This window comes from Paenibacillus brevis (assembly GCF_018919145.1).
GTDB classification, from domain to species: Bacteria; Bacillota; Bacilli; order Paenibacillales; family Paenibacillaceae; genus Fontibacillus; species Fontibacillus brevis.
Genome location: NZ_JAHLQJ010000022.1, coordinates 1 through 23,970, shown reverse-complemented (window position 1 = coordinate 23,970; position 23,970 = coordinate 1). Strand labels below are relative to the sequence as shown.

Below are 23,970 nucleotides of genomic sequence, written 5' to 3'. Positions count from 1 at the left end.
CACCCGCCACAACTATTTATTCTACTCCGACTTCAGCACCTTCCAGATTCAAGCTCAGCTTGTCTCCGGACGCATCGTCTTCATCGTCGATCTCTTTCATCTCGATCTCTTCTTCGTTCTCGGTCAGGATCTTCACATCCATACCCAAGCTTTGAAGCTCCTTGATCAAGACTTTAAACGACTCCGGCACACCAGGTTCTGGCACATTCTCACCCTTGACGATCGATTCGTAGGTTTTCACCCGACCAACCACGTCATCGGATTTGACGGTCAAAATCTCTTGCAGCGTGTAGGCCGCGCCATAGGCTTCCAGCGCCCATACTTCCATCTCCCCGAAACGCTGTCCACCGAATTGGGCTTTACCACCCAACGGCTGTTGCGTAACGAGCGAGTAAGGACCTGTGGAACGGGCATGGATCTTATCGTCAACCATGTGCGCCAGTTTGATCATGTGCATGACGCCAACCGTCACTTCACGCTCAAATGGTTCGCCAGTCCGGCCATCATACAGGACGGTCTTACCATTGCGCTGCATGCCGGCTTCTTCCATGGTATCGAATACGTCATATTCACTAGCACCGTCAAATACAGGCGTTGCCACGTGAATACCGAGCTTGAGTGCAGCCATCCCCAGATGAATCTCCAGTACCTGACCAATGTTCATCCGCGACGGTACCCCGAGCGGGTTAAGAACGACTTGTACAGGCGTGCCATCCGGCATGAACGGCATATCCTCTTCTGGAAGAATACGGGCTACGACCCCTTTATTACCATGACGTCCGGCCATCTTATCGCCCTCGGAAATTTTACGTTTTTGGGCAATATATACACGAACCAGTTGGTTTACACCTGGAGGCAGCTCATCACCGTTCTCCCGGGTAAATACCTTCACGTCCACGACAATACCATCTGTACCGTGCGGTACGCGCAGCGAAGTATCGCGAACCTCGCGAGCCTTCTCTCCGAAGATCGCATGCAAGAGGCGCTCTTCTGCTGTAAGCTCGGTTACGCCCTTCGGCGTTACCTTACCCACAAGAATATCACCGGCTGCGATCTCGGCCCCAACGCGGATAATACCGCGCTCATCCAGGTTGCGGAGCGCTTCTTCACCGACGTTAGGAATATCGCGGGTAATCTCTTCCGGTCCAAGCTTCGTATCGCGGGCTTCGGATTCATATTCCTCAATGTGAATGGAGGTATATACATCTTCCTTCACCAGCTTCTCGCTGAGTAGGATCGCATCCTCGTAGTTGTAGCCTTCCCAAGTCATGAAGGCAACGACAACGTTACGTCCAAGCGCCAATTCGCCCATTTCGGTCGAAGGCCCGTCCGCGAGGATATCTCCCTTCTTGATGACATCACCGCGCTTGACAATCGGACGCTGGTTGATGCAAGTACCTTGGTTCGAACGCATAAATTTGTGTAATTTATGTTTAACGATATCGCCCTTGACTTCCTTGCCGTCGATCGTCTCTACACGGCGCAGCCAAATTTCGTTCGCAGCGGAACGTTCGATGATTCCGTCGTATTTGGAGACAATACATACGCCTGAATCCTTGGCCGACTTGTGCTCCATACCGGTACCTACGAGAGGCGCCTTAGGAATAAGCAACGGTACAGCCTGACGCTGCATGTTCGATCCCATGAGCGCGCGGTTGGAGTCGTCATTTTCCAAGAATGGAATCAGCGCTGTAGCGACAGACACTACTTGCTTCGGCGATACGTCCATGTAGTCCACACGGTCGCTCGGCATCGTCAAGATGTTGTCGGACTGCTTGTTGTACCGGACGATGACATTCTCGTCACGGAACGTATCATCTTCATTAAGCACCGCATTGGCCTGTGCAATAATGTAATTATCTTCTTCATCTGCCGTCAGGTAAGCGATTTGATCCGTAACCTTGCTCGTATTCGGGTCAACCCAACGATATGGAGCTTCAATGAAGCCATACTCGTTGATGCGCGCGAATGTCGAGAGGGAGTTGATCAGACCGATATTCGGACCTTCCGGCGTCTCGATCGGACACATCCGGCCATAGTGAGAGTGGTGAACGTCACGCACTTCAAAGCCTGCGCGCTCCCGCGTCAGACCGCCAGGGCCGAGTGCAGACAGACGACGCTTATGCGTCAATTCTGCTAGCGGGTTCGTCTGGTCCATAAACTGTGACAACTGGGAGCTTCCGAAGAACTCCTTAATCGAAGCAATGACCGGACGAATATTGATCAGGGCTTGAGGCGTGATCACATTCGCATCCTGAATGGACATTCTCTCACGGACTACACGCTCCATCCGGGACAGACCGATACGGAACTGGTTCTGCAGAAGTTCACCTACAGAGCGCAGTCTACGGTTACCCAGGTGGTCGATATCATCCGTGCTGCCAATGCCATGCAAGAGGTTCAGGAAATAACTGATCGAGGAAATAATATCGGCAGGTGTAATATGCTTCACCGACTTGTCGATATTCCGGTTAGCAATGACCTTAACAACTTTGCCATCCTCAATCGGTGAGAACACGTCGATGGTTTGTAATGGAACTTCATTCGCATCAAGCACTCCACCGGCTACGTGATAATCCTTGAAGCCAACCGAAGTATCCAGCTGCGTCAAAATTTGATCGAGCAAACGCCGATCGACCATTTGACCAGCTTCGGCGATAATTTCGCCAGTAGCCGTATCGATCAAGCTTTCAGCCAGACGTTGGTTGAACAGACGGTTCTTGATATGAAGCTTCTTGTTGATTTTGTAGCGGCCTACATTAGCCAAATCATAGCGTTTAGGATCAAAGAAACGCGCGACAAGCAAGCTCTTGGCGTTGTCCAGTGTCGGCGGCTCACCCGGACGCAGGCGCTCATAGATTTCAATCAGAGCCTTTTCCGTTGAATCGGTGTTGTCTTTGTCCAGCGTATTGCGAATATATTCATCATTACCGAGGAGATCAAGAATCTCCGCATCGGTTCCGAATCCAAGCGCACGAAGCAGAACGGTGACCGGAATTTTACGAGTACGATCGATCCGGACATAAATAATATCCTTCGCGTCCGTCTCCAGCTCCAGCCAAGCGCCACGGTTAGGAATTACGGTTGCTGTATAGGTCTTCTTGCCGTTCTTATCTACTTTAGTGCTGAAATAGACGCTAGGAGAGCGAACCAACTGGCTGACAATAACCCGTTCAGCACCATTAATAATGAACGTGCCTGTTTCCGTCATCAGCGGGAAATCTCCCATGAAAACTTCCTGCTCTTTGACTTCGCCCGTTTCCTTATTAATGAGCCGGACCTTAACTCGAAGCGGCGCCGCATAGGTAACATCGCGTTCTTTCGCATCATCTACCGTATACTTTGGCTCTCCAAGACTGTAATCGATGAACTCCAGCACCAGATTACCAGTGAAATCCTGAATTGGCGAGATATCTTGGAACATTTCCCGAAGGCCTTCTTCCAAGAACCACTCATACGATTTCTGCTGGATTTCGATCAGGTTCGGAACTTCGAGTACCTCGTTAATTCGTGCATAACTTCGCCGAGTGCGTCGACCATATTGAACAAGATGTCCTGCCAACTTATACTCACCCCTCATGTCTACTCACTTTAAAAATACATTGCGAACCTCTGTTTGTGACCTTATAATAGACCATACAGAAGATTCGTCCCACAAATAAAGAAAAGCCCTTATCGAATGCTTTCGAAAAAAGAGCACCATTATCTGTGTCATTTCCAGTCTGATGTCTCCCGGCATTCAGTAGATTTACACGAAATGTACATATTATACGTCAATTGATGTCTATTTATACATCCTGAGAATATAACTCTTGACATTTCAGTCTGCTAAAGCCACCGAGAGTATCCTAATACTGACATTTTATAATAATACCACAACCGAGAGGCCGGGTCAAATCTTTTTTTCAGCTTTGAAAATCCGGTAGCCTTTATCCTTGGTAACCTCTTCTACGTCACCGAACAAAGACTCCAGCTTCTCCTTGGCAGATGGAGCGCCCTGCTTCTTCTGAATAACAATCCACAGCGTTCCTCCAGGCAGAAGTCTTTCATAAGCCCCCTCAAAAATAGCATGCACCGTACTCTTTCCTGCGCGGATAGGCGGATTTGTAAGCACCATATGAAACCGCTCTTGACCTAATCCCTCAAACAGATCACTCTGTAGAATTGTAACGTTGGTTATTCCATTAACCGCAGCATTTTCACGCGCCAATTCCACTGCCCGGCTGTTCACATCAATCATAGTCACATGGCCGCTCTCTCCGGTCAGCTGTGCTGCCGTCAGGCCGATCGGACCGTAACCGCAGCCGACATCAAGCACGCTCGCTCCCGAAGGAACATCGATTGCTTCAATCAATACCCTACTACCGTAATCAACGCCATTCTTGGAAAAGACTCCGGCATCACTGACGAATCGATAGGTTTGTCCCCGAAGCACCGTATCCCATAATTTACGATCATGAGAGGCAGAAGGATTATTGGTATAGTAATGGTCAGGCATCGATAATGAACCCTCCATCTTGTCATTAGTACTTATAGAAGTTATTCAAAAAAGTCCTCTTTTGATCACGAAGTATACCGAGCGGTTGATTCGGCATCGAATCTTGCGTTCACCCTCGAAGTCCGAACGGATGCTTACGAGGTATGCTTCCTTTGGAAGCATTTCGCTCTTGTAGGTCTTGCCTACACTCCGTTCCTCCTTCTTCAGGTTCTCGCAACCTTATCAGTACTGAAAAGCTGACTTTTTGAACTCGCACTTACAAACAAACCCCTTGAATAAATTCAAGGGGTTTGCCTTCATATAGAAGAATTATTTTACTTCTACACTTGCGCCTGCTTCTTCCAATTTAGCTTTTACTGCTTCTGCTTCTTCCTTAGCAACTTTTTCTTTCAGTGGCTTCGGAGCGTTGTCAACCAGGTCTTTTGCTTCTTTCAAGCCCAGACCAGTGATTTCACGAACTACTTTGATAACGTTGATCTTGGACGCGCCTGCGTTAGTCAGGATTACGTCAAATTCGGATTGCTCAGCAGCTGCTTCTGCGCCGCCGCCGCCACCTGCTACAACTACTGGAGCTGCTGCAGTTACGCCGAATTCTTCTTCGATTGCTTTCACGAGATCGTTCAGTTCAAGAACGGTCATCGCTTTAATGGCTTCCAAAATGCTCTCTTTACTCATGATAGAACCTCCGTTATTTTGAATTTGATTAATAGTTTAAACTGCTGTCAGCAAGGCAAGCTTATGCGCTTGCGCTGCCTTCTTCTTTCTCTGCAACGGCTTTGACTGCCAGTGCCAAGTTGCGGACTGGAGCTTGAAGCACGCTGAGGAGCATCGAAAGGAGACCTTCGCGGGAAGGAAGATCCGCCAGTGCCTTGATTTGGTCAACACCGACTACACGGCCTTCAACCACGCCACCTTTAATTTCCAAAGCTTCATTCTTCTTCGCGAAATCGCTCAGAATTTTAGCTGGAGCTACTGCGTCTGTCGCGCTGAATGCAATGGCCGTAGGACCTGCAAGCACTTCATCCAGCTCGGTAAGTTCCGCGGCTGCAGTTGCGCGGCGAACGAGCGTGTTCTTCAGCACTTGGAATTCTACGCCAGCTTCACGAAGCTGCTTACGCAGTTCGGTCACTTGGGAAACATTCAGACCGCGATAGTCTGCTACTACAGTCGTTGCGCTCTCGCGCAGCTTAGCAGTTACAACGTCAACGGCTTCTTGTTTTGCTTGAATCACTTTAGCGTTTGCCAACCTGTACACCTCCTGATAGATTTCCCGGCTTTCTTCATGTCATGAAAAAAGCCTCCGCAGAATCACGAAGGCCTGAAGAATCATTAATTGCAACACTGCAATCAACAGATATTCTATCACAACACCTCGGTAGGAAATTAAGCCATCGGCACCTACTGTCTACGGTTATCATATTCAAATGAATTTGTCGTATTAAACAACTTGTTCAGTTTACAGGGATTCCAAAACTTTGTCAATCCCCTAACCTGCTCTTTCAAGCGGTATTATTTGTAAACTGCAGTGTTAACACGAGCGCTAGGACCCATTGTCGAAGAAATCGCAATGTTCTTCAAGTATACGCCCTTCGCAGCTGCTGGTTTTGCACGATTCAATGCGTCGATGAGAGACTTCAGGTTCTCATTCAGTTGCTCGGCAGTAAAGGATACTTTGCCGATTGGCGCATGAATTTGTCCAGCCTTGTCCAGACGGTACTCAATTTTACCTGCTTTGATTTCTTGAACAGCCTTAGCTACGTCAAACGTAACTGTACCTGCTTTAGGGTTAGGCATGAGGCCCTTACCACCGAGCAGACGGCCCAGTTTACCAACTTCGCTCATCATGTCCGGTGTTGCTACGCAGACATCGAACTCGAACCAGCCTTGTTGGATTTTGTTGATCATGTCTTGGTCGCCTACGTAATCAGCGCCGGCCGCTTCCGCTTCCTTCACTTTTTCACCTTTGGCGAATACCAGAACGCGTTGTGTTTTACCTGTGCCATGCGGCAGTACAACAACACCACGAACGGCTTGGTCTTGCTTACGAGGGTCTACGCCCAAACGAACTGCTGCTTCAACGGTTTCGTCGAATTTTGCAGTTGCTGCCTTTTTCACCAGTTCAACGGCTTCGGCAGGCTCATAAGTAGCTTCGCTGTCGATCAGCTTGGCTGCTTCAAGGTATTTCTTACCGTGTTTAGCCATGTAATTCGTCCTCCTTTGTGGTATTAGCGGAATATCCTCCCACCAGAGCAACTTCAGTTGCAAGTTCTTGATGCTTTTCTAAGTTGCTTGTACGTCCAAGGATTAGTCTTGGATCGTGATGCCCATGCTGCGAGCAGTACCTTCAACCATGCGCATAGCCGATTCAACGGATGCTGCGTTAAGGTCAGGCATTTTTTGCTCCGCGATTTGACGAACAACGTCGCGTTTCACGGTAGCCACTTTCTTCTTGTTCGGTTCACCGGAACCCTTCTCGATCTTCGCTGCAACACGAAGCAGAACGGCTGCCGGAGGAGTTTTGGTGATGAATGTAAAGGAACGGTCTTCAAACACCGAAATTTCAACCGGAATGATCAAACCTGCCTGATCGGCGGTACGAGCGTTGAACTCTTTACAGAATGCCATGATGTTGACACCTGCTTGACCCAGTGCCGGACCTACCGGAGGCGCAGGATTCGCTTTCCCTGCAGGAATTTGCAGTTTAACAACTTTGATTACCTTTTTTGCCATGTGAGACACCTCCTTGCCCTAATAGTGGTAGACGGAGCCCAGAGCTCCTCCCACGTAAAACCCTAAGAAACCTTTAGAAGTAGCTCAAAAAAATCTAATTCTTTGAGCAATTACTTATATTTTTTCCACCTGAGTGTAGTCCAGCTCAAGCGGGGTTTCTCGACCAAACATGTTGACGTGTACCTTGAGCTTGCTTTTGTCGACCAGAATTTCTTCGATCGATCCGACAAAATTGGCGAACGGGCCAACTTTGATGCGCACGGATTCCTTCAATTCGAACTCGATTACAGGCTTCGGCTCTTCCATGCCCATATGCTGTAGAATCTGTTCTACTTCTTCTGGAAGCAGAGGTGTAGGCTTGGAGCCGGAACCTGTTGAGCCGACGAATCCGGTAACCCCAGGCGTGTTGCGAACAACATACCAGGAATCGTCCGTCTGGATCATTTCAACCAAGACATATCCGGGGTAAACTTTACGCATAACGGTCTTTTTCTTACCGTCCTTGTTTACCACTTCTTCTTCCATAGGAACAAGAACGCGGAAAATCTTGTCTTCCATGCCCATAGACTCGACACGCTTTTCCAAATTGGCTTTGACTTTGTTTTCATACCCGGAATAGGTATGAACTACGTACCATCTTTTTTCCATCTCAAGCCACCTGTGGACCCTTCTTAAATAATCGCATTGATCACAGCAGAGATGCCGATATCAAGTACCCAAAAATAAATCGCGACAACAGCAATTGTACCGAGCACAATCAGCGTGTAATTGGTCAGCTCTTTACGATTAGGCCAGCGAACCTTTTTAAGCTCAGCCCAGCTTTCAGAGAAAAAAGAGATCAACGACTTGAAACTTTTTTTCATGCGCGACTACACCTCCAAAGACTATCTGGTTTCGCGATGAGGAACTTGCTCGTTGCAAAACTTGCAAAATTTCTTCATCTCCATGCGGTCGGGGTGGTTACGCTTGTTTTTCGTTGTCGTGTAGTTTCTTTGTTTGCAGTTCGTACAAGCCAACGTAATTATTACCCGCATGATGTGCACCTCCCGAAGACATTCCTGATTGAGAAAGTCTCATTGTCTAAACCTAAAAATGAAAAGCACAAATTTAGGCCTACCTAAAACACTTTATCACATGCCATAACCCGTGTCAACGAGCCAAAGCAAGCTTTCCGCTTCGTTAAATAGAGGTATTTCTGGAATCTTCTCCGGGATTAATCTCCCCCGACCTAAGGCCTGCCTGCTGTCAATGCGTACTTGTTCTATTATAGCACAGCTAAGCCGGGACTAAACCTATTGCTGATACCTTCATGCCAGCTGCTATTCTACCGATAATAGGCTGTATGATTAAACATAACCTACGCGCAAAAGGAGTTTTGACATGAAGAAAAGGTTCTTGCTTATCCTTCTGGCACTGATGTGTCTCGTTCCATCCGTTTCCCTTGCAGCCGAAGGCCCCTCCGCGGAAGCGAAAAACAAGGTGCTTCTGGAAGCGCAAGGAGGCGTCTCTTACATACCTGCACGAGCTTTAAACGGCTTTTCAGGAATCGAGGTTATCTGGTCTGCTTCGTCAAAAAGAGTTGAGTTCATCCGGGGAGCTGTCCGCCTCTCCCTCACTGTCGGTGAAAAGTCTGCTTCCATCAACGAATCCCCGTTCTTGCTTTCGAATGCCGCCTTTGTAGAGGAAGGCACCGTATACGTTCCGCTCAAGCTTGCATTGGACAAGCTTGAGCTCTCGGCGGTATGGAGCAAGACGCCTTTATCTGTCATTCTCACCGGCGGAGAAGAAAGGCTTGTGCTGCCAGCTGTCACACGGACTCCAAGCTCGGCTGCCAAGAAGGCCGTCAAGCAGGAGCAAAAGACCTTCAAGGTATCCAAGAAATCATTTACAGTCCAAATTGTGACTGTGGATCTCATGCATCCGGATGTTCGGCTAAATGTCGTTCTTGCCGGCGATGAAATCGGAAAGGTTGAGGAACTGAGCAGCATAGCAAAGCGAAGCAAGGCTGCGGTCGCCATCAACGGTACCTTCTTTGATGCCTACACGGAGAGCGCACATAAGGCACCCTATGGCTACATCGTAACCGGCGGAGAATTAAAGATGAAGGCAGGGGGCGACCGGCGGACTATTTTCACCTATGATACAAACATGCTGGCGGGCATGATCCCAGGGCCGGACTTCAACAATGCTTTTGAGCATGGATCTATCGAAGGCGGCATCCAAGCCGGTCCGCGGCTTGTGAAGGACGGAGCGGTTGCCGTCGATGTTGTGGAGGAAGGATTCCGTGATCCGAAGATTCTAACGGGCGGAGGCGCAAGAAGCGCGCTTGGCATTACCAAGAACCACGAGCTGTTATTCGTTACCTCAACTGGAGCGACAATCCCGCAGCTTGCAGAAATCATGAAGCAGGCCGGTGCTGTGCAGGCCATGAATTTGGATGGAGGAGCCTCAAGCGGACTCTATTATAACGGAAAATATCTCACGACACCCGGCAGGAAAATCAGCAATGCACTCATCGTTACACTTCAATAAAAGTCAAAAAGAGACGGTAGGGGAGTCCCCGCCGTCTCTGTGCTTTCTATTTTACATAACCCACTAACAATAAGTTCAAATACCCATATCGCGGTCTTCCAAATAACGTTCGAGCTTCCGCTTGACTCTCTGGAGAGCGTTATCGATTGATTTCACATGGCGCTTAAGATCTACGGCAATTTCCTGATACGATCTGCCGTCAAGATAGAGCATCAGTACCTTGCGCTCAAGATCACTAAGAATCTCGGACATCTTGTCTTCAAGCCCGATGAATTCTTCCTGATTAATTATAAGTTCTTCCGGATCACATACGCGCGAGCCGCAAATTACATCCAGCAATGTGCGGTCGGATTCTTCATCGTAAATCGGCTTGTCCAGCGAAACATAAGAGTTAAGCGGAATGTGCTTCTGGCGCGTTGCCGTCTTGATCGCGGTAATGATCTGACGAGTGATGCAAATCTCTGCAAACGCTTTGAATGAAGCCAGCTTGTCCCCCCGAAAGTCCCGGATCGCCTTATATAGGCCTATCATCCCTTCCTGGACGATATCCTCACGATCAGCACCGATGAGAAAGTATGACCTGGCCTTAGCTCGCACAAAGCTCCGATACTTGTTAATCAAGTATTCCAATGCTTCACTATCACCATTACGTACAGCTTCTACAATGTCCTCATCGCTCAGGACCTCATAGTCGAACCTAACCCATGTCTCGAGGTTGACACTCACCACTTAATCCCTCCGGCTGCAACGCACGGTGCCCCGTCACTTCAGTCAAGTAATACGAACAGTATATATGATGGTCCATACCAGCGTCAACCAAAAAAGTACCAAAAGATGTAAAGTCGAAACTTGTCAAGAGGAAATGGGCATAATTGGGTAAGGACCTTACTCCCTCCGCCATCGCTCAAACATAGTCCTCATATCGGGACTAAGCTTCGAATCAATGGTGTTCCGTCCCGAGTTGCTGCGCCGTTCATTCAGCTTGATTTGAACATCCTTCTCGCTTTGCTCCACCTGAGTCAGCAGCTCCTTGGCCGACACACGCAGCGCCCCCTGGCCGAAGATTACATGCTGCTCGACCATATCACTCGTGGCAACATAGATCTGCCGGCGGCGGTGGGACAGCTCACCTACCAGCCGTTCAATGCATTCATCTGCAGTCTCTTTTTCCTTGGTGAAATGAATGTCAACCTTGTATTGGGCAAAGGACTTGCCGAGACCGGGCACCCTGTAGGCGTCAAACACGACAATAACCTTCCTGCCCGAAAAGGCCTGATAGTCGGCCAGCCGCTCTAGCAGACGGTCCCGTGCCGCCTCCAGATCAGTCTTGGATAGGGAGGACAGCTCAGGCCAGCCACCGATCATATTATATCCATCGACCAGCAGACAATCGCGCAGATCGCGCATATAGCGTTAACCTTCGCCGCGTCGTCTGCGCAGCACTTCGTACATGACTACCCCTGCTGCAACCGAAGCATTCAGGGAATTCAGTTGACCGCTCATCGGCAGCTTCAGCAGCACGTCACAGGTCTCGCGCACCAGACGCCCCATTCCTTTATTCTCATTCCCGATCACGATTGCCGCAGGTCCTGTAAAAATCTTTCCGCCGCCGTAAATCTCTTCTTTGGCTGCAACATCGGTACCGACAATCCATACACCGGCTTCCTTCAGCTGCTCCATCGTCTGAACAAGGTTAGTCACCCTGGCCACAGGCACATATTCCACAGCGCCGGCCGATGTCTTGGACACGGTAGCGGTAACTGCCGCCGAACGCCGCTTCGGAATGATTACGCCATGCACGCCGGTGCACTCTGCCGTCCGAAGAATCGAACCCAGATTGTGCGGGTCTTCGATTTCATCAAGAATAAGCAAGAAAGGGGGTTCTCCCCGTTCGGATGCACGGGTCAGCAGGTCCTCCACTTCAACATAGGCATAAGGAGCCGCTTGAGCGACAACGCCCTGATGCTGAAGACCCGGAGCCATCTGATCCAGTTTGCGCTTGTCCACGAACTGAACGATGATCCCCCGGTTCTTTGCTTCCGAAATAATCGGCTGGGTCAGATGCTTCTGCGCCCCCTCGGCTATCCAAATTTTATTGATGGTGCGGCCAGCTCTCAATGCCTCCAGCAACGAGTGCTTGCCTGCAATCCACTCTTGATCCTCCATAATAAATCCTCCTGATCGATATTCATGTTCATTCATTCATTATCCGTGCTTGATACCGTTTCATGCATCACTTTTGTTCTGAGGCTTCATAGCGCTCAAAACCCAGAGCAATTAACGAGCGAAGCCGGTCATGCTTTCCCGAATAGTATAAAAAACCGATTAGCGCTTCAAATGCCGTTGCATGGCGATAATCGAGCACATTTGCATTTTTGGGGACAGTGCCGGATTTGGCGTTGCGTCCCTGGCGGACGATGTCCTGCTCCGGCTCGGCAAGCTCCGGCTCCAACAGGGACAGGATCGTTGCCTGCGCCTTGGCGGAGACGTAGCTGGTCGAGCGAAGATGCAGCTGGTGCGGCCGGAGATTGGGCCGCGCTATCACGTGCTGGCGGACGGCGACCTCATAGACGGCGTCCCCGATATAGGCAAGCGCGAGCGGCGGCAGCAGCCGCGCGGGCTTGGACGGCGGCTCGGGGAACCAAAGCGCCGCATCATCGGCGCCGGTCATGCCTCCGGCGCCGCCTTCTGCACCCGGGCCCGTCATTTGCGCCGCCATCTCATGCCCTGCGGGGTATCCTCCAGCAGGATACCCTGCTCCTGCAGGAGATCGCGGATCTCGTCGGCCCGGGCCCAGTTCTTCTGCTTCCGCGCTTCCACCCGCTCCGCAATCAGCGCTTCGATCTCTTCGTCAAGCAGCTCCGGTTCTGCCTCACCGGCAGCGACACGCAGCACGCCGTTCATCTCCGCGAACAGTTCTGCCGCCGCCTTGAGATCGGCCGCCTTCACTTCAGTCTGCGCCAGCAGGCCATTAACCTCGCTGACCCATTCGAACAAGGCTGTAATCGCATCCGGCGTGTTGAAATCATCCTGCATTTTGGCATGAAACATGCTGCGGATCGCTTCCAGCTTCTGCGTCCATTCCGGGGTTGCCGCTGCAGCATCGTTCGCAGCTTCCGCCTCCCGCAGCCGGTAATGCAGGTTGCCGGCCGCATTCGAGATCCGCTCCACCCCGCGCACCGCTTGAAGCATCGTTTCTTCAGTAAAGTTAAGCGGGTTCCGGTAATGCGTCGACAGCATGAAGTAGCGAATCGCTTCCTTCGTGTATTGACCGCGCAAATCCTTTACAAGTACGCCGTTGCCCAGCGACTTCGACATCTTTTCGCCGCCGATATTAATATATCCGTTATGCATCCAATAGTTCGCGAGCGGTTTGCCGGTGACTGCCTCGGATTGCGCTGCTTCGCATTCATGATGCGGAAATTGCAAATCCTGGCCGCCTCCGTGAATGTCCAGCGTATCGCCAAGCAAATGGCGCGACATTGCCGAGCATTCGATATGCCAGCCGGGACGTCCTGGTCCCCACGGGCTTTCCCAGAAAATCTCACCCGGCTTGGCCGCCTTCCACAGGACAAAATCCTCCGGACTCTCCTTGCGGTCATCCACATCGATCCGAATGCCGAATTGAAGCTCTTCAATATTCTGGCCGGAGATCTTGCCGTAATCCGCGAATTTCTTCGTCCGGAAGAAGACATCGCCTCCATTAGCATAAGCGTAGCCCTTGTTCTCCAGATCACGGATAAATTCGATGATCAGCTCCATGCTCTCGGTTACGCGCGGGTTCGCCGTCGCACGGGGTATACCCAAGCCCTCCAAATCCTCGTAGTACGCTCCGATGAAGGTCTCCGCGACCTCCGGCACAGACGCGCCCATCTCTTCCGCTTTGCGAATCAGCTTATCATCCACGTCTGTAAAATTGACGACGTAATTTACCTTGTAGCCCTGATTCTCCAGGTAACTGCGCACCACATCAAAAAAGATCATCGGTCTCGCATTCCCAATATGAATATAGCCGTATACGGTCGGTCCGCATACATACATTGATACTTGTCCCGGCACTTGACTCTGGAACGTCTCCTTGCTCCGGGTTACGGTGTTGAATATTTGCAGGCTCATGTTCTCTTCCCTTTCTAATCTCGGTTACTGTTACTCTGTATTTATATGCTCAAGCCTCAATCCGGCAGCGTCTTCACAGCTTGTTCGTCCGAGCGTTGCTCCTTCAAGCTTCTGAGCTCTTCCTGAAGCTGTACAATCTGTTCCTGAAGCTCGCGCATCGTATCGACAACCGGATCGGGGAGCTGATGGCTCAGGCGATCCAGACGCTTGCCTCCCTGACGAACAATCTTGCCCGGGATACCGACTACGGTGCTGCCGGCAGGCACCTCCTTCAGAACAACCGAGTTGGCTCCAATATTGGACTGGTCTCCGACAGTGAACGATCCAAGAATCTTGGCACCGGAGCCGATAACGACATTATTGCCGATCGTCGGATGACGCTTTCCTTTCTCCTTGCCGCTCCCGCCCAGGGTTACTCCCTGATAGATAACCACATCATCTCCGATTTCGCAAGTTTCGCCAATGACGACCCCCATGCCATGATCAATGAACAGCCGTTCCCCGATCACTGCGCCGGGATGAATTTCGATTCCCGTAAAAAACCTGCTTACCTGAGACACGATGCGCGCGAGTGTATACCAACGCCGATGATAGAGGAAATGCGCAATCCGGTGGCTCCAAATGGCATGCAGACCGGAGTAAGTAAATATGACCTCAAATCTGCTTCTGGCAGCCGGATCATTCTCAAAGACCGCCCGAATATCCGATTTCATTCTCTTAAACATAGGCTCCCCCTCTTTCTGCTTCGCCTCTCAGTACCCTCTCTCCCAAAGCCTTCTCGAACAATTTGTGTGGTAATACAAACCGAACTAACTAACGATGTGTGCCGGGGCAGCGTGTGAAGTATGCCTACGATCGCTGTTGCTAGCGGATTCCTTGATTGAATGAACAAGGGAGAAATCCGCTAGCAAAGGCGACCACTACGTTTCTACAGCACACTTCACACTTATGCCCTTTCTACATAGGCTTTTGGTTCGGTTATTGTTGCAAAATCATATTCTGATTGATCCGCGTAGGCAGCAATACAGGATACAAGCTGCTGAATGATCTTCACGTATTTTGCGCCTGTTGCTTACTTCATCTTATTTAATCCTTTTGTGGCTGATTGCTGGACAACCTTGATGATTAATTGTAGAAAGTACAACTAAAATCCTCGCCATTTCTTAACTTCATAGGTTTAATTGTAAAAACCACAGCTAAAAACCCGTTTTTTTCAGAATGGCTGAGTTTTTGCGAATCTAACTGTACTCCATACAGTTACTTTTAGATTCGGAGCCAAAGTTCAGAAATTAAGTGTACCTGTTACAATTAAACCCTCATCTTAGGTTAAATATTAACTGGAGCAATAATCCTGTTGGTTCAACCCTCGTTCTCTCAGCCTTATAAAAGGTTTTGTTTCTCACATTTCGCAAGCTCAACTGGCTAAAACCGTAAAAAGGCGCCCCTGCAGCCTTAGCTGCAGAGACGCCGGTTTGCGTGGTCCCACTCTGCTTTGGATGAAGTCTACCTGTACGTTAGTGCTCTATGCCGTTAACTATCCTGCATGAGCAGCCGAGTCAGAAGACCTCTCCCTTGTGCGTCCTTAACGCGGACAATCGTCAGATTTATGGGGTGTCCAAGACTGACTCTCCTAAATCTGCAGCTCCCGGGTGCATTTCCACTGTTCGCAAGGAGATAACTCTCAGCTACGGGTACAGGCTGTTCTCCTGTAACCACTGTTATCCTCTCTGGGCCAAGCGGTTCATTCAGCGTACTTCTCCCGTTCAACGCCTTTAATATATCCTAATTTTCTATACCTGTTACTGTATCTTACCCGATCACCTGTCAGATTGACAACAGCCGATTTATCTTAGCTATGCTGTTAAGCCCCGCGAATCTGACTCTTCAACCGGTCCATCGTGCGGTCGCGGCCCAGCAGGTAGATGCTCTTATTGAGATCCCGCCCATGAGTTTGCCCCGTCAAGGCCACACGGATCGGCATAAAGAGTCCTTTTCCCTTCACGCCGGTCTCCTTCTGAACTTCCTTGATCCAACCGGCAATCGCTTCAGGCGAGTATTCGCTTCCGGCTTCAACCTTCTCCAGGAAAGCAGACAGCACTTGAGGAACCTGCGGCTCAGCAAGAATACCGGCAGCCTCTTCATCCATCTCAAGGTGACTGCGGAAGAACATGTCCGACAATTCGACAATATCGGAAGCGGACACCATCTGCTCCTGATAGAGCGCCACTAATGTCTTCGCCCATGCTTCCTGCTCTGCAGTCAATTGGGCAGGAAGACGAGATGCCGCCTGCAAATGAGGAATGGCAAGCGCAGCAATCCGATCCGGATCCGCATTCTTGATATAATGGTTATTCAAATGAGCAAGCTTGTTCTTGTCGAATACTGCCGGGCTGCGGGACAATCGATTCGCGTCAAAGATTGAAATCAACTGATCCTTGGAAAAGATTTCTTCTTCACCTTCAGGCGACCAGCCGAGCAGTGCGATGAAATTAAACAATGCTTCCGGCAAATAGCCGAGCTTGTCATATTGCTCAATGAACTGAATCACTGTCTCGTCGCGTTTGCTTAGCTTCTTGTGGTTGTCTCCGACAATCAGCGTCATATGTCCGAACACCGGAGGTTCCCAGCCAAACGCTTCGTAAATCATCAGCTGCCGCGGTGTATTCGAGACATGATCCTCACCCCGGAGCACATGAGTAATCTTCATGAGGTGGTCATCCAAGGCTACGGCAAAGTTATAGGTAGGGATGCCATCCTTCTTGACGATTACAAAGTCGCCGCTAACCTCGGATTCGAAGGAGATGTTTCCCTTCACCAGATCATCGAAGGTATAGGTCCGTCCTTCCGGTACGCGGAATCGGATGCTTGCTACCCGTCCTTCCGCTTCAAAGGCTGCGCACTGCTCGGGCGTCAAATCCCGATGCTTGCCGGAATACCGCGGCTGTTCCCCGCGGGCAATCTGCCCTTCCCGCTCTTGCTCCAGCTCCTCTTCCGTACAATAACACTTGTAAGCCAGACCGCGGTCCAGCAGATCCTGCCAATATGTCTTGTAAATATCCAGACGCTCGGTCTGACGGTAAGGTCCAGCCTCTCCGCCGACATCCACGCTCTCATCCCAATCGATGCCAAGCCACTTCAAGTAGGTAAGCTGACTCTCCTCGCCACCCTCGATATTCCGCTTCACATCCGTATCCTCAATGCGGATAATGAACTTGCCGCCATGATGTCTTGCGAATAAATAGTTAAACAATGCCGTTCTGGCATTCCCGATATGTAAATGCCCTGTTGGACTTGGGGCATACCGTACACGAACCTCAGTCATTACAATCCCCTCCCGGTAATCTCGCTATTCGATGATAGCACATCGGAAACTAGGCATACAATAGCCTGTGCAGCAATCCCCTCGCCTCTTCCGGCGAACCCGAGATGCTCCGTTGTCGTTGCCTTCACATTCACCTTCTGCGGTGAAGACTCCAGGACTCCAGCGATAATCTCTACCATCTGCGGGATATAAGGCGCCATCTTTGGAGCTTGCGCAATAATGGTTGCATCCAGATTGCCGAGACGGTAGCCCCGCTCCTTCGCCATTTCCCATACCCGCTGAAGCAGCACCAGGCTGTCCGCATCCTTATATTCGGCATCCGTATCCGGAAAATGCCGGCCGATATCTCCCAGCGCCAGCGCTCCCAAAATGGCATCGCTCACAGTATGAAGAAGCACATCGGCATCCGAATGCCCAAGCAGACCCTTTTCATAAGGAATATGAACACCGCCGATAATACATGGTCTGCCCTCAACCAACTGATGCACGTCGAAACCTTGTCCCACTGCGATCATGAAACGTCCTCTCCCTCTTTCGATTCATTCATCCGTCTGAGAATGGACTCGGCAATGCCGAGATCCTCCGGCGTAGTAATCTTGATATTATGATATCTGCCCTCAACCACCTTGACGGCCTTGCCCATCCGCTCCACGAGCGAAGCATCGTCCGTCCCCGTAAAGCCCTCGGACTCAGCCTGCTTATGGGCAAGCAGCAGGTCAGACCGCCGGAAGGCCTGCGGCGTCTGAATCGCCCACAAGCTGCGTCGATCAGGCGTCGCCGTTACATAGCCTTCTGCGTTCACCTGCTTGACGGTATCCTTTACAGGTACCGCCAGTACGGAGGCCCCGTGCTCGACCGCGGCCTTGTAGCAGGAAGTAATCTCCCTGCTCGTGACAAAAGGGCGGACGCCGTCATGCACCAGTACCCAGGGAGCGGATAGTTCCGCGAGTCCCTGGAATACGGAGTGCTGACGCTCGGCGCCGCCCGGTATAACCTTGATCTGCTTCTTGAAGCCGTACTCGGCAATCCAGGCCTTGCAGCGATCTACATCCTGCGCTCCTGTCACCAAGACGATCTCCCCAATTAAAGGATGACGGTCAAACACCGCCAAGGTATGGACGATAATCGGCTTGTCCTCAAGCACGAGAAACTGCTTGCTCTCCTTCGTCCCCATCCTGCTTCCCCGTCCGGCGGCCACAATAACCGCACCCGCGTCTGCCGCAGGAAAATTTCCGTTCTCCATGATCGTTAAGCCTCACCCTGTCGAAATGTCATTACCCCCATCATACCTAATTATTGGGCTTTTTCCAACAGTTTCGGCTTGGCAAAGATCATCCGTCCCGCCGAGGTTTGCAGCACACTGGTTACCAGCACCTCCGTGATGGAGCCGATATAATCTCGTCCGCCCTCTACGACAATCATGGTGCCGTCATCCAGATACGCTACCCCCTGCCCATGCTCCTTGCCATCTTTAATAACCTGAACCATGATCTCCTCACCCGGCAGAACCACCGGCTTCACCGCATTGGCCAGGTCGTTGATATTCAACACGGACACGCCTTGCAGTTCGCATACCTTGTTCAGGTTGAAATCATTGGTAACCACCTTGCCCTGGAGTACCTTGGCCAGCTTGACAAGCTTACTGTCTACCTCGGAGATTTCTTCGAAATCCCCTTCATAGATCATCACCTTCACATCCAGCTCCTTCTGGATTTTGTTCAGGATATCCAGCCCTCTGCGCCCGCGGTTACGCTTAAGCAAGTCCGATGAATCGGCGATATGCTGCAGCTCCTCAAGCACAAATTCAGGGATCACGATTGTTCCTTCTATAAATCCGGTCTTGCAAATATCTGCAATCCGGCCATCAATGATGACGCTTGTATCCAAAATTTTGTGTTCCTCGAACCTGTACGTTTCTTCTGTGCTTCCGCTTCCCCATTTTCCCGAAATCCATAGAGAGGACAGCTCTTCCTTCTTCGCCAATCCGACACAGAGCCCTACATATCCGAGCAGCATGGACACCGCAAACTGAAGAAATCCCGCTAAACTCCCCAATCCGGCTAGAATAGGGTAGACCATTAATGATAGAAGAAGTCCCGCAGTCAATCCGGCCGATCCCGCCGCCATATCCTTCATCGGAATCTGTGTCAGAGCGGATATTCCTTGCTTCACCTTTGAGGACAATATCTCAAACGATAGCGAATAAACAAACAAAAACAGGCATGCGCCTGCCGCCGCCAGCAACAGTTGCGCTGCAATCGGATGCATCATCATGAACCAGTCTCTCAACGGACGGGGAAAAAAGCCTGCCGCCCCCTCCAATGTATAACCGAACCATGCCCCGCATACGCCGGCCAATATCCTTACATAACGTTTCAGCATGTTATTCCTCACCTCCTGATTCTTTTTTCATTACCAGTATGATCCAATTTTTGGCGTTGTAATCCGGGGCGGAGAACATTTTTTTGGTCTGTTTTCTGATGTCGGCATGACCCAATTACAGTCAGTGCGGGATTTCTGGTTGATTACGCAGGAAAGAGTGGCATATAATGGAGGCAATTCAAATATGTTGAGGTGGATGGAAAATGAGCGCATCAAGTCTACAAGCATTTCAGGATCAAGTATCGGAATTGTTGCTCCGTCACCGTAGTCTGCTGGATGTGATGTCCAAAATGGGACAAACCAATACAGCGGCCGTCCGTTCGGTAACCAAAGCGGTCACTGAATGCGGTTGTGTCGAATTGCATGCCACCAAGCAGGAATTCGTTTCGGGTATTGCTCTGGAAGAAGCCAAAGAGCATATCAAGCATCATGTTCACGGAGAACTGTGCGAGAACTGCCGGGATGCCGTGATCAATGAGCTTGGACGAAGCCTGTTCTATATGTCCGCTCTCGGTAATTTGCTCGGGATTGAGCTTGAAGAGGTGCTGCAGCGGGAATCCCAAAAGTGTTCTACCTTAGGTTTTTTTAATATGTCCTAGTTCAAATATCAACAAAAGAAGCAGTCTCAAAGTCATCGTAGATGACAGCTTCTTGAACGTACCTCCGCCGCTGCGCGGTGTAGAAATAAGTGAATAAGTGCTGGAATGCACAAATTGTTGTTGTCGGAGCTCATATGGTGAATTTAGTGCAGAATGTCACTAAAATTGCCAGCGCGGGGGGTTCATGTGGCGATTTAAGTGCAAAAAGGCATTAAAAGGAGTAAAGCAAAAAAGTTGGACCGAAAACGGATCGTTACGTTTTCTCGCCCAACTTTTTATTTTTGAGAAGCTATTTTCCGCCCCTAACCTTTTATGATTGCATTAATTAACGCTTCGACTTGAAAATTCGCTCGGAGTCCTCATCTTCCCTGCGTTTGCGGCGCAGCAGCTTTCGGACATTCTGCCTCAGGCCGTAACCGGCATAGAGTACCAGCGGCACAAATATCAGCTTGGAAATCTGTTCGGGAAAGATCACCGCGATCATCACGGCCAGAAGGACTACAAAAGGAGTAAAGATAAGCGCCTTTTTGGGTAAGCCCACTTTTTTGAAGTTCGGATATTTCACAGAGCTGACCATCAAGTAAGACAACAAGATCATAGAAATCATCAGATAAAGTGCGGAAATATCTTTGCTGAATAAGGAAAGCGTAGCGACTACGCCGCCTGCGGCGGGAATCGGCAGTCCAATAAAATATCCCGGGATTCCCTTATGAACGTTAAATCGTGCAAGCCTCAAAGCTCCACACATCGGAAACAGCGCCGTAACCACCCAGACTAATCCGGTCTGCGGCAGACTTTGGAATGAAATCAGATACATAATAAGTGCTGGTGCTACGCCAAATGAAATGACGTCTGATAAGGAATCAAGCTGTTTGCCGAATTCGCTCGAGCAATTCAAGGCTCTGGCGACACGTCCATCCAGGCCGTCCAGCAGCATAGCGACAATTACCATGATGGCAGCAAGGCTGTACCTGCCGTCAAGAGCCAGCATCATGGCCAGCATTCCGAGAAACAAGTTACCAAGGGTAAACAAGTTCGGAATTGATTTTGTAATCATCTTTTCACCTCATAGATATTCAGGTAACATCACTTGATTGTAGGGAATTTAGATTTGTCTGTCAATGAACACCTGCTCTTGAAGTCGCTTCAGCCCTTCCTTAATGGCACGGGCTCTCACTTCACCGATGCCATCCACCTCATCCAGTTCTTCGATTGAAGCGGTAAGTACATTGGGAAGCTCATTAAATCTTTCAACGAGATTATGGATAATCACATTCGGAAGGCGGGGAATCTTGTTCAGGATGCGGTATCCTCTTGGAGAGATCAATTCCTCGGAAGTCGTAGCTGAAGGCGGATAGCCAAGCAGACGGGTAATATGATTGTCATCCAGCAGTTCGTCATCGGTTGAGCGTTTCAATCCCCCGATAATCTCGCGGATTGCCTCATCACTGCCGTCCTTTGCATAGTCCTTATACAACAGCCAAGCTTCTTCTTCCATGTTGCTGACCAATTCTTCCATCTGCATGCTGATCAGGCGTCCCTCGGTACCAAGCTCGTTAATAAAACGCTTGATCTCCATTTTGATGCGGATCACCATCTCAACCCGCTGAATTACGTTAATAACCTCCGGAATCGTAACAAGCTCTTCAAATTCCGAGGCAGACAGGTTGGTCAATGTCTGGTTCAATACGGATCTGTATTTCTCCAGGGTCTGAATCGCCTGATTCGCCTTCGTCAAAATAACGCCGATCTCCTTCAGGGCGTATCTCAGCCCGCCTTGATACAGTGTAATAATGTTCCGTCTTTGCGAGATCGAGACCACAAGCTTGCCGGTCTGCTTCGCAACCCGCTCCGCGGTACGGTGCCGAATTCCCGTCTCTGAGGAGGCAATCGATGAATCGGGGATGAGCTGGGTATTTGCATAAAGAATCCGTTTCAAGTCTTCGCTCAGAATAATCGCACCATCCATCTTGGCCAGTTCGTACAGATAGTTAGGTGTGAAATCACAATTGATGGAGAAGCCGCCCTCGACGACCTCCATCACTTCCGGGCTGTATCCGACAACGATCAGCCCTCCCGTCTTCGCGCGAAGCACATTCTCAAGGCCGTCGCGAAATGCCGTTCCCGGTGCCACAAGCCTGAGCAAGTCATTCATTTTTTCCGCCTGGGTAGTTTCCTTCATTATCTAGTGCCCCCTAATCTAACGCAACAGCTAGCGCATCTGCAACGGTATTAACACCGATTAATTGAATATCCTTAGGGCTATTCCAGCCCTTCATGCTCTTCTCGGGAAGGATTACCCGCTTGAAGCCAAGCTTTGCCGCCTCCTTGACCCGCTGCTCCGCTCGTGCCACCGCCCGAACTTCACCAGTCAGTCCCACCTCACCGAAGATGACGTCATACGGCTTGGTAGGCAGATCCCGGAAGCTGGATGCAATGCTCACTGCCATAGCCAGATCGACAGCCGGTTCATCCAGCTTGACCCCGCCGGCCAGATTCACATAGGCGTCCTGATTCTGAAGGAACATGCCCATCCGCTTCTCCAGCACAGCAATAATCAGATTCATGCGGTTATGGTCAACTCCGGTTGCCATTCTTCTCGGTGAAGGAAAATGTGTGGAGGCAATCAGCGCCTGCAATTCGACCAGCATCGGACGCGTACCCTCCATACTGGCGACGACCGTTGATCCTGCCACTCCAAGCGGCCGTTCGGAGAGGAACAACTCAGAAGGATTGGCTACTTCGGTAAGCCCTGCCTCGTTCATTTCAAAGATCCCGATCTCATTCGTCGAACCAAAGCGGTTCTTTACCGCCCGCAGCAGTCGATAGGAATGATGCCGTTCCCCTTCAAAATAGAGAACGCAATCGACCATATGCTCCAGCATTCGCGGCCCCGCAATGGCGCCTTCCTTGGTCACATGGCCTACGAGAACCGTAGCAATGCCCTGGCCTTTGGCAATCCGCATGAAGCGTGCGGTGCATTCCCGCACCTGGGACACGCTCCCAGGCGCACTTGTTACTTCTGCCAGATAGACGGTCTGGATGGAGTCAATGACAAGGAAGTCCGGCTTGATCTGATCAATGGCTTCCTCGATATTGTCCATGCTGCTCTCGCACAGAACGTACAGTTCTGCCGAGAGGGCTCCCAGGCGCTCCGCGCGAAGCTTCGTCTGCCGGGTTGATTCCTCTCCGGAAATATAGAGCACCCGCAAGCCTGCCCGGGCCATTTCATGAGAGGTCTGCAGCAGCAGTGTCGACTTGCCGATACCGGGATCTCCGCCGACCAGAATAAGGGAGCCAGGCACTACGCCTCCGCCCAATACCCGGTTAAGCTCGGCAATCCCGGTCTGAATTCGCGGCTCTTGACCACTCTCTATATTTATGATCGGAAGCGGCTTTTCTTTCGTATGAAAAATCCCTGAAGTGAGACCCTGAGTCTTAACGACCTTCTCCGTCTCCTCCACCATGGTATTCCATGACCCGCAGCCGGGGCATTTGCCGTACCATTTGGGCGTTTCATACCCGCATTCCGTGCAATAGAACTTTGTTTTTACTTTAACCATTTACCTCTCCTTTTCACACACTGCAAAATTTGTAAAACAATGCAGACAGCGGTACAAGGTATCATTAAAAGTTTACCATTGTTTTATTTCAACGGGAAGCATCTCCGGCAGAAACGGAGAGGTTATGGAACAAAAAAAGCAGCCACAAAGCTAAGCTTGAACTGTGACCCGGTTTGTGGACTCTGATTAAAAGCAGCCTTTTATTTAGCAGGCCAAGAGATGACTCCT

Annotated in this window: 24 protein-coding genes and 1 other annotated feature; of the genes, 2 read left to right on the top strand and 22 right to left on the bottom strand. The window is 50.3% G+C overall.

Going from position 1 to position 23,970, the window contains the following annotated elements; all coding sequences use genetic code 11:
- Positions 1–16: 16 nt before the first annotated feature.
- The 9 genes from rpoB to rpmG all read right to left on the bottom strand — a co-directional run bounded on the left by rpoB (position 17) and on the right by rpmG (position 8,262).
- On the bottom strand, positions 17–3,562 hold the full coding sequence (rpoB, locus tag KQJ23_RS20080; RefSeq protein ID WP_216480738.1) for a DNA-directed RNA polymerase subunit beta: 3,546 nt from the start codon (positions 3,560–3,562) through the stop codon (positions 17–19).
- 330 nt (positions 3,563–3,892) lie between these two features.
- A complete protein-coding gene (locus KQJ23_RS20075; RefSeq protein ID WP_216480737.1) occupies positions 3,893–4,498 on the bottom strand; it encodes a class I SAM-dependent methyltransferase in 606 nt (201 codons plus the stop codon).
- Between the two features lie 309 nt (positions 4,499–4,807).
- On the bottom strand, positions 4,808–5,173 hold the full coding sequence (rplL, locus tag KQJ23_RS20070; protein WP_216480736.1) for a 50S ribosomal protein L7/L12: 366 nt from the start codon (positions 5,171–5,173) through the stop codon (positions 4,808–4,810).
- Between the two features lie 61 nt (positions 5,174–5,234).
- On the bottom strand, positions 5,235–5,744 hold the full coding sequence (gene rplJ / locus KQJ23_RS20065; RefSeq protein ID WP_044482535.1) for a 50S ribosomal protein L10: 510 nt from the start codon (positions 5,742–5,744) through the stop codon (positions 5,235–5,237).
- 35 nt (positions 5,745–5,779) lie between these two features.
- Positions 5,780–5,927 (bottom strand) — a sequence feature (ribosomal protein L10 leader region).
- A gap of 80 nt (positions 5,928–6,007) precedes the next feature.
- On the bottom strand, positions 6,008–6,700 hold the full coding sequence (rplA, locus tag KQJ23_RS20060) for a 50S ribosomal protein L1 (RefSeq protein WP_044482536.1): 693 nt from the start codon (positions 6,698–6,700) through the stop codon (positions 6,008–6,010).
- Between the two features lie 102 nt (positions 6,701–6,802).
- The gene (gene rplK, locus KQJ23_RS20055; RefSeq protein ID WP_044482537.1) at positions 6,803–7,228 is read right to left on the bottom strand and encodes a 50S ribosomal protein L11; all 426 of its coding nucleotides are present in this window, start codon (positions 7,226–7,228) and stop codon (positions 6,803–6,805) included.
- Positions 7,229–7,342: 114 nt separating this feature from the next.
- Positions 7,343–7,876, bottom strand: a complete 534-nt coding sequence (gene nusG, locus KQJ23_RS20050; RefSeq protein ID WP_216480735.1) for a transcription termination/antitermination protein NusG — start codon at positions 7,874–7,876, stop codon at positions 7,343–7,345.
- 23 nt (positions 7,877–7,899) lie between these two features.
- Positions 7,900–8,091: a preprotein translocase subunit SecE gene (gene secE / locus KQJ23_RS20045; RefSeq protein ID WP_216480734.1), complete on the bottom strand. Its 192-nt coding sequence runs from the start codon at positions 8,089–8,091 to the stop codon at positions 7,900–7,902.
- 21 nt (positions 8,092–8,112) lie between these two features.
- Positions 8,113–8,262, bottom strand: coding sequence for a 50S ribosomal protein L33 (gene rpmG / locus KQJ23_RS20040; RefSeq protein ID WP_071784256.1), 150 nt, complete (start codon positions 8,260–8,262; stop codon positions 8,113–8,115).
- 346 nt (positions 8,263–8,608) lie between these two features.
- On the opposite strand from rpmG, the gene KQJ23_RS20035 reads away from it, so the two are divergent.
- A complete protein-coding gene (locus tag KQJ23_RS20035) occupies positions 8,609–9,760 on the top strand; it encodes a phosphodiester glycosidase family protein (protein WP_216480733.1) in 1,152 nt (383 codons plus the stop codon).
- 75 nt (positions 9,761–9,835) lie between these two features.
- Here KQJ23_RS20035 and sigH read toward each other — a convergent pair whose 3' ends face one another.
- From sigH to KQJ23_RS19985, 10 genes are all read right to left on the bottom strand, one after another.
- Positions 9,836–10,486 (bottom strand): RNA polymerase sporulation sigma factor SigH, encoded by a 651-nt coding sequence (gene sigH, locus KQJ23_RS20030; protein ID WP_216480732.1) that lies wholly within the window; start codon positions 10,484–10,486, stop codon positions 9,836–9,838.
- A 159-nt stretch (positions 10,487–10,645) separates the two neighbouring features.
- Positions 10,646–11,167, bottom strand: a complete 522-nt coding sequence (locus KQJ23_RS20025) for an NYN domain-containing protein (RefSeq protein ID WP_216480731.1) — start codon at positions 11,165–11,167, stop codon at positions 10,646–10,648.
- A 6-nt stretch (positions 11,168–11,173) separates the two neighbouring features.
- Positions 11,174–11,926 (bottom strand): 23S rRNA (guanosine(2251)-2'-O)-methyltransferase RlmB, encoded by a 753-nt coding sequence (rlmB, locus tag KQJ23_RS20020; RefSeq protein WP_216480730.1) that lies wholly within the window; start codon positions 11,924–11,926, stop codon positions 11,174–11,176.
- A gap of 67 nt (positions 11,927–11,993) precedes the next feature.
- Positions 11,994–12,479 (bottom strand): Mini-ribonuclease 3, encoded by a 486-nt coding sequence (locus tag KQJ23_RS20015; protein WP_430522323.1) that lies wholly within the window; start codon positions 12,477–12,479, stop codon positions 11,994–11,996.
- Entirely contained in the window at positions 12,464–13,876 is a 1,413-nt protein-coding gene (cysS, locus tag KQJ23_RS20010; RefSeq protein ID WP_216480728.1) for a cysteine--tRNA ligase, read from the bottom strand. The genes KQJ23_RS20015 and cysS overlap by 16 nt, the downstream gene beginning before the upstream one ends.
- A 56-nt stretch (positions 13,877–13,932) precedes the next feature.
- Positions 13,933–14,601 carry a serine O-acetyltransferase gene (gene cysE / locus KQJ23_RS20005; protein ID WP_216480726.1) on the bottom strand — a complete coding sequence of 223 codons (669 nt, stop codon included), beginning with the start codon at positions 14,599–14,601 and terminating at the stop codon, positions 13,933–13,935.
- Positions 14,602–15,737: 1,136 nt separating this feature from the next.
- On the bottom strand, positions 15,738–17,198 hold the full coding sequence (gene gltX, locus KQJ23_RS20000) for a glutamate--tRNA ligase (RefSeq protein WP_216480725.1): 1,461 nt from the start codon (positions 17,196–17,198) through the stop codon (positions 15,738–15,740).
- Entirely contained in the window at positions 17,198–17,713 is a 516-nt protein-coding gene (gene ispF / locus KQJ23_RS19995) for a 2-C-methyl-D-erythritol 2,4-cyclodiphosphate synthase (RefSeq protein WP_216480724.1), read from the bottom strand. Before ispF ends, gltX begins: the two co-directional genes overlap by 1 nt.
- The gene (ispD, locus tag KQJ23_RS19990; protein ID WP_216480723.1) at positions 17,710–18,441 is read right to left on the bottom strand and encodes a 2-C-methyl-D-erythritol 4-phosphate cytidylyltransferase; all 732 of its coding nucleotides are present in this window, start codon (positions 18,439–18,441) and stop codon (positions 17,710–17,712) included. Before ispD ends, ispF begins: the two co-directional genes overlap by 4 nt.
- 50 nt (positions 18,442–18,491) lie before the next feature.
- Entirely contained in the window at positions 18,492–19,580 is a 1,089-nt protein-coding gene (locus KQJ23_RS19985) for a PIN/TRAM domain-containing protein (protein ID WP_216480721.1), read from the bottom strand.
- 203 nt (positions 19,581–19,783) lie between these two features.
- Between KQJ23_RS19985 and KQJ23_RS19980 the strand changes: the two genes are divergently transcribed.
- Entirely contained in the window at positions 19,784–20,179 is a 396-nt protein-coding gene (locus KQJ23_RS19980; RefSeq protein WP_216480720.1) for a nucleoside triphosphate pyrophosphohydrolase family protein, read from the top strand.
- Between the two features lie 325 nt (positions 20,180–20,504).
- Here the strand turns inward: KQJ23_RS19980 and pssA are convergent, their stop codons facing one another.
- Genes pssA through radA form a run of 3 tightly spaced genes read right to left on the bottom strand, consistent with a single transcriptional unit; the run spans position 20,505 to position 23,742 of the window.
- Positions 20,505–21,236 carry a CDP-diacylglycerol--serine O-phosphatidyltransferase gene (gene pssA / locus KQJ23_RS19975; protein ID WP_216480719.1) on the bottom strand — a complete coding sequence of 244 codons (732 nt, stop codon included), beginning with the start codon at positions 21,234–21,236 and terminating at the stop codon, positions 20,505–20,507.
- Positions 21,237–21,284: 48 nt separating this feature from the next.
- Positions 21,285–22,361, bottom strand: a complete 1,077-nt coding sequence (disA, locus tag KQJ23_RS19970) for a DNA integrity scanning diadenylate cyclase DisA (RefSeq protein ID WP_216480717.1) — start codon at positions 22,359–22,361, stop codon at positions 21,285–21,287.
- 13 nt (positions 22,362–22,374) lie between these two features.
- Positions 22,375–23,742: a DNA repair protein RadA gene (radA, locus tag KQJ23_RS19965; protein ID WP_216480715.1), complete on the bottom strand. Its 1,368-nt coding sequence runs from the start codon at positions 23,740–23,742 to the stop codon at positions 22,375–22,377.
- Between the last annotated feature and the right edge of the window lie 228 nt (positions 23,743–23,970).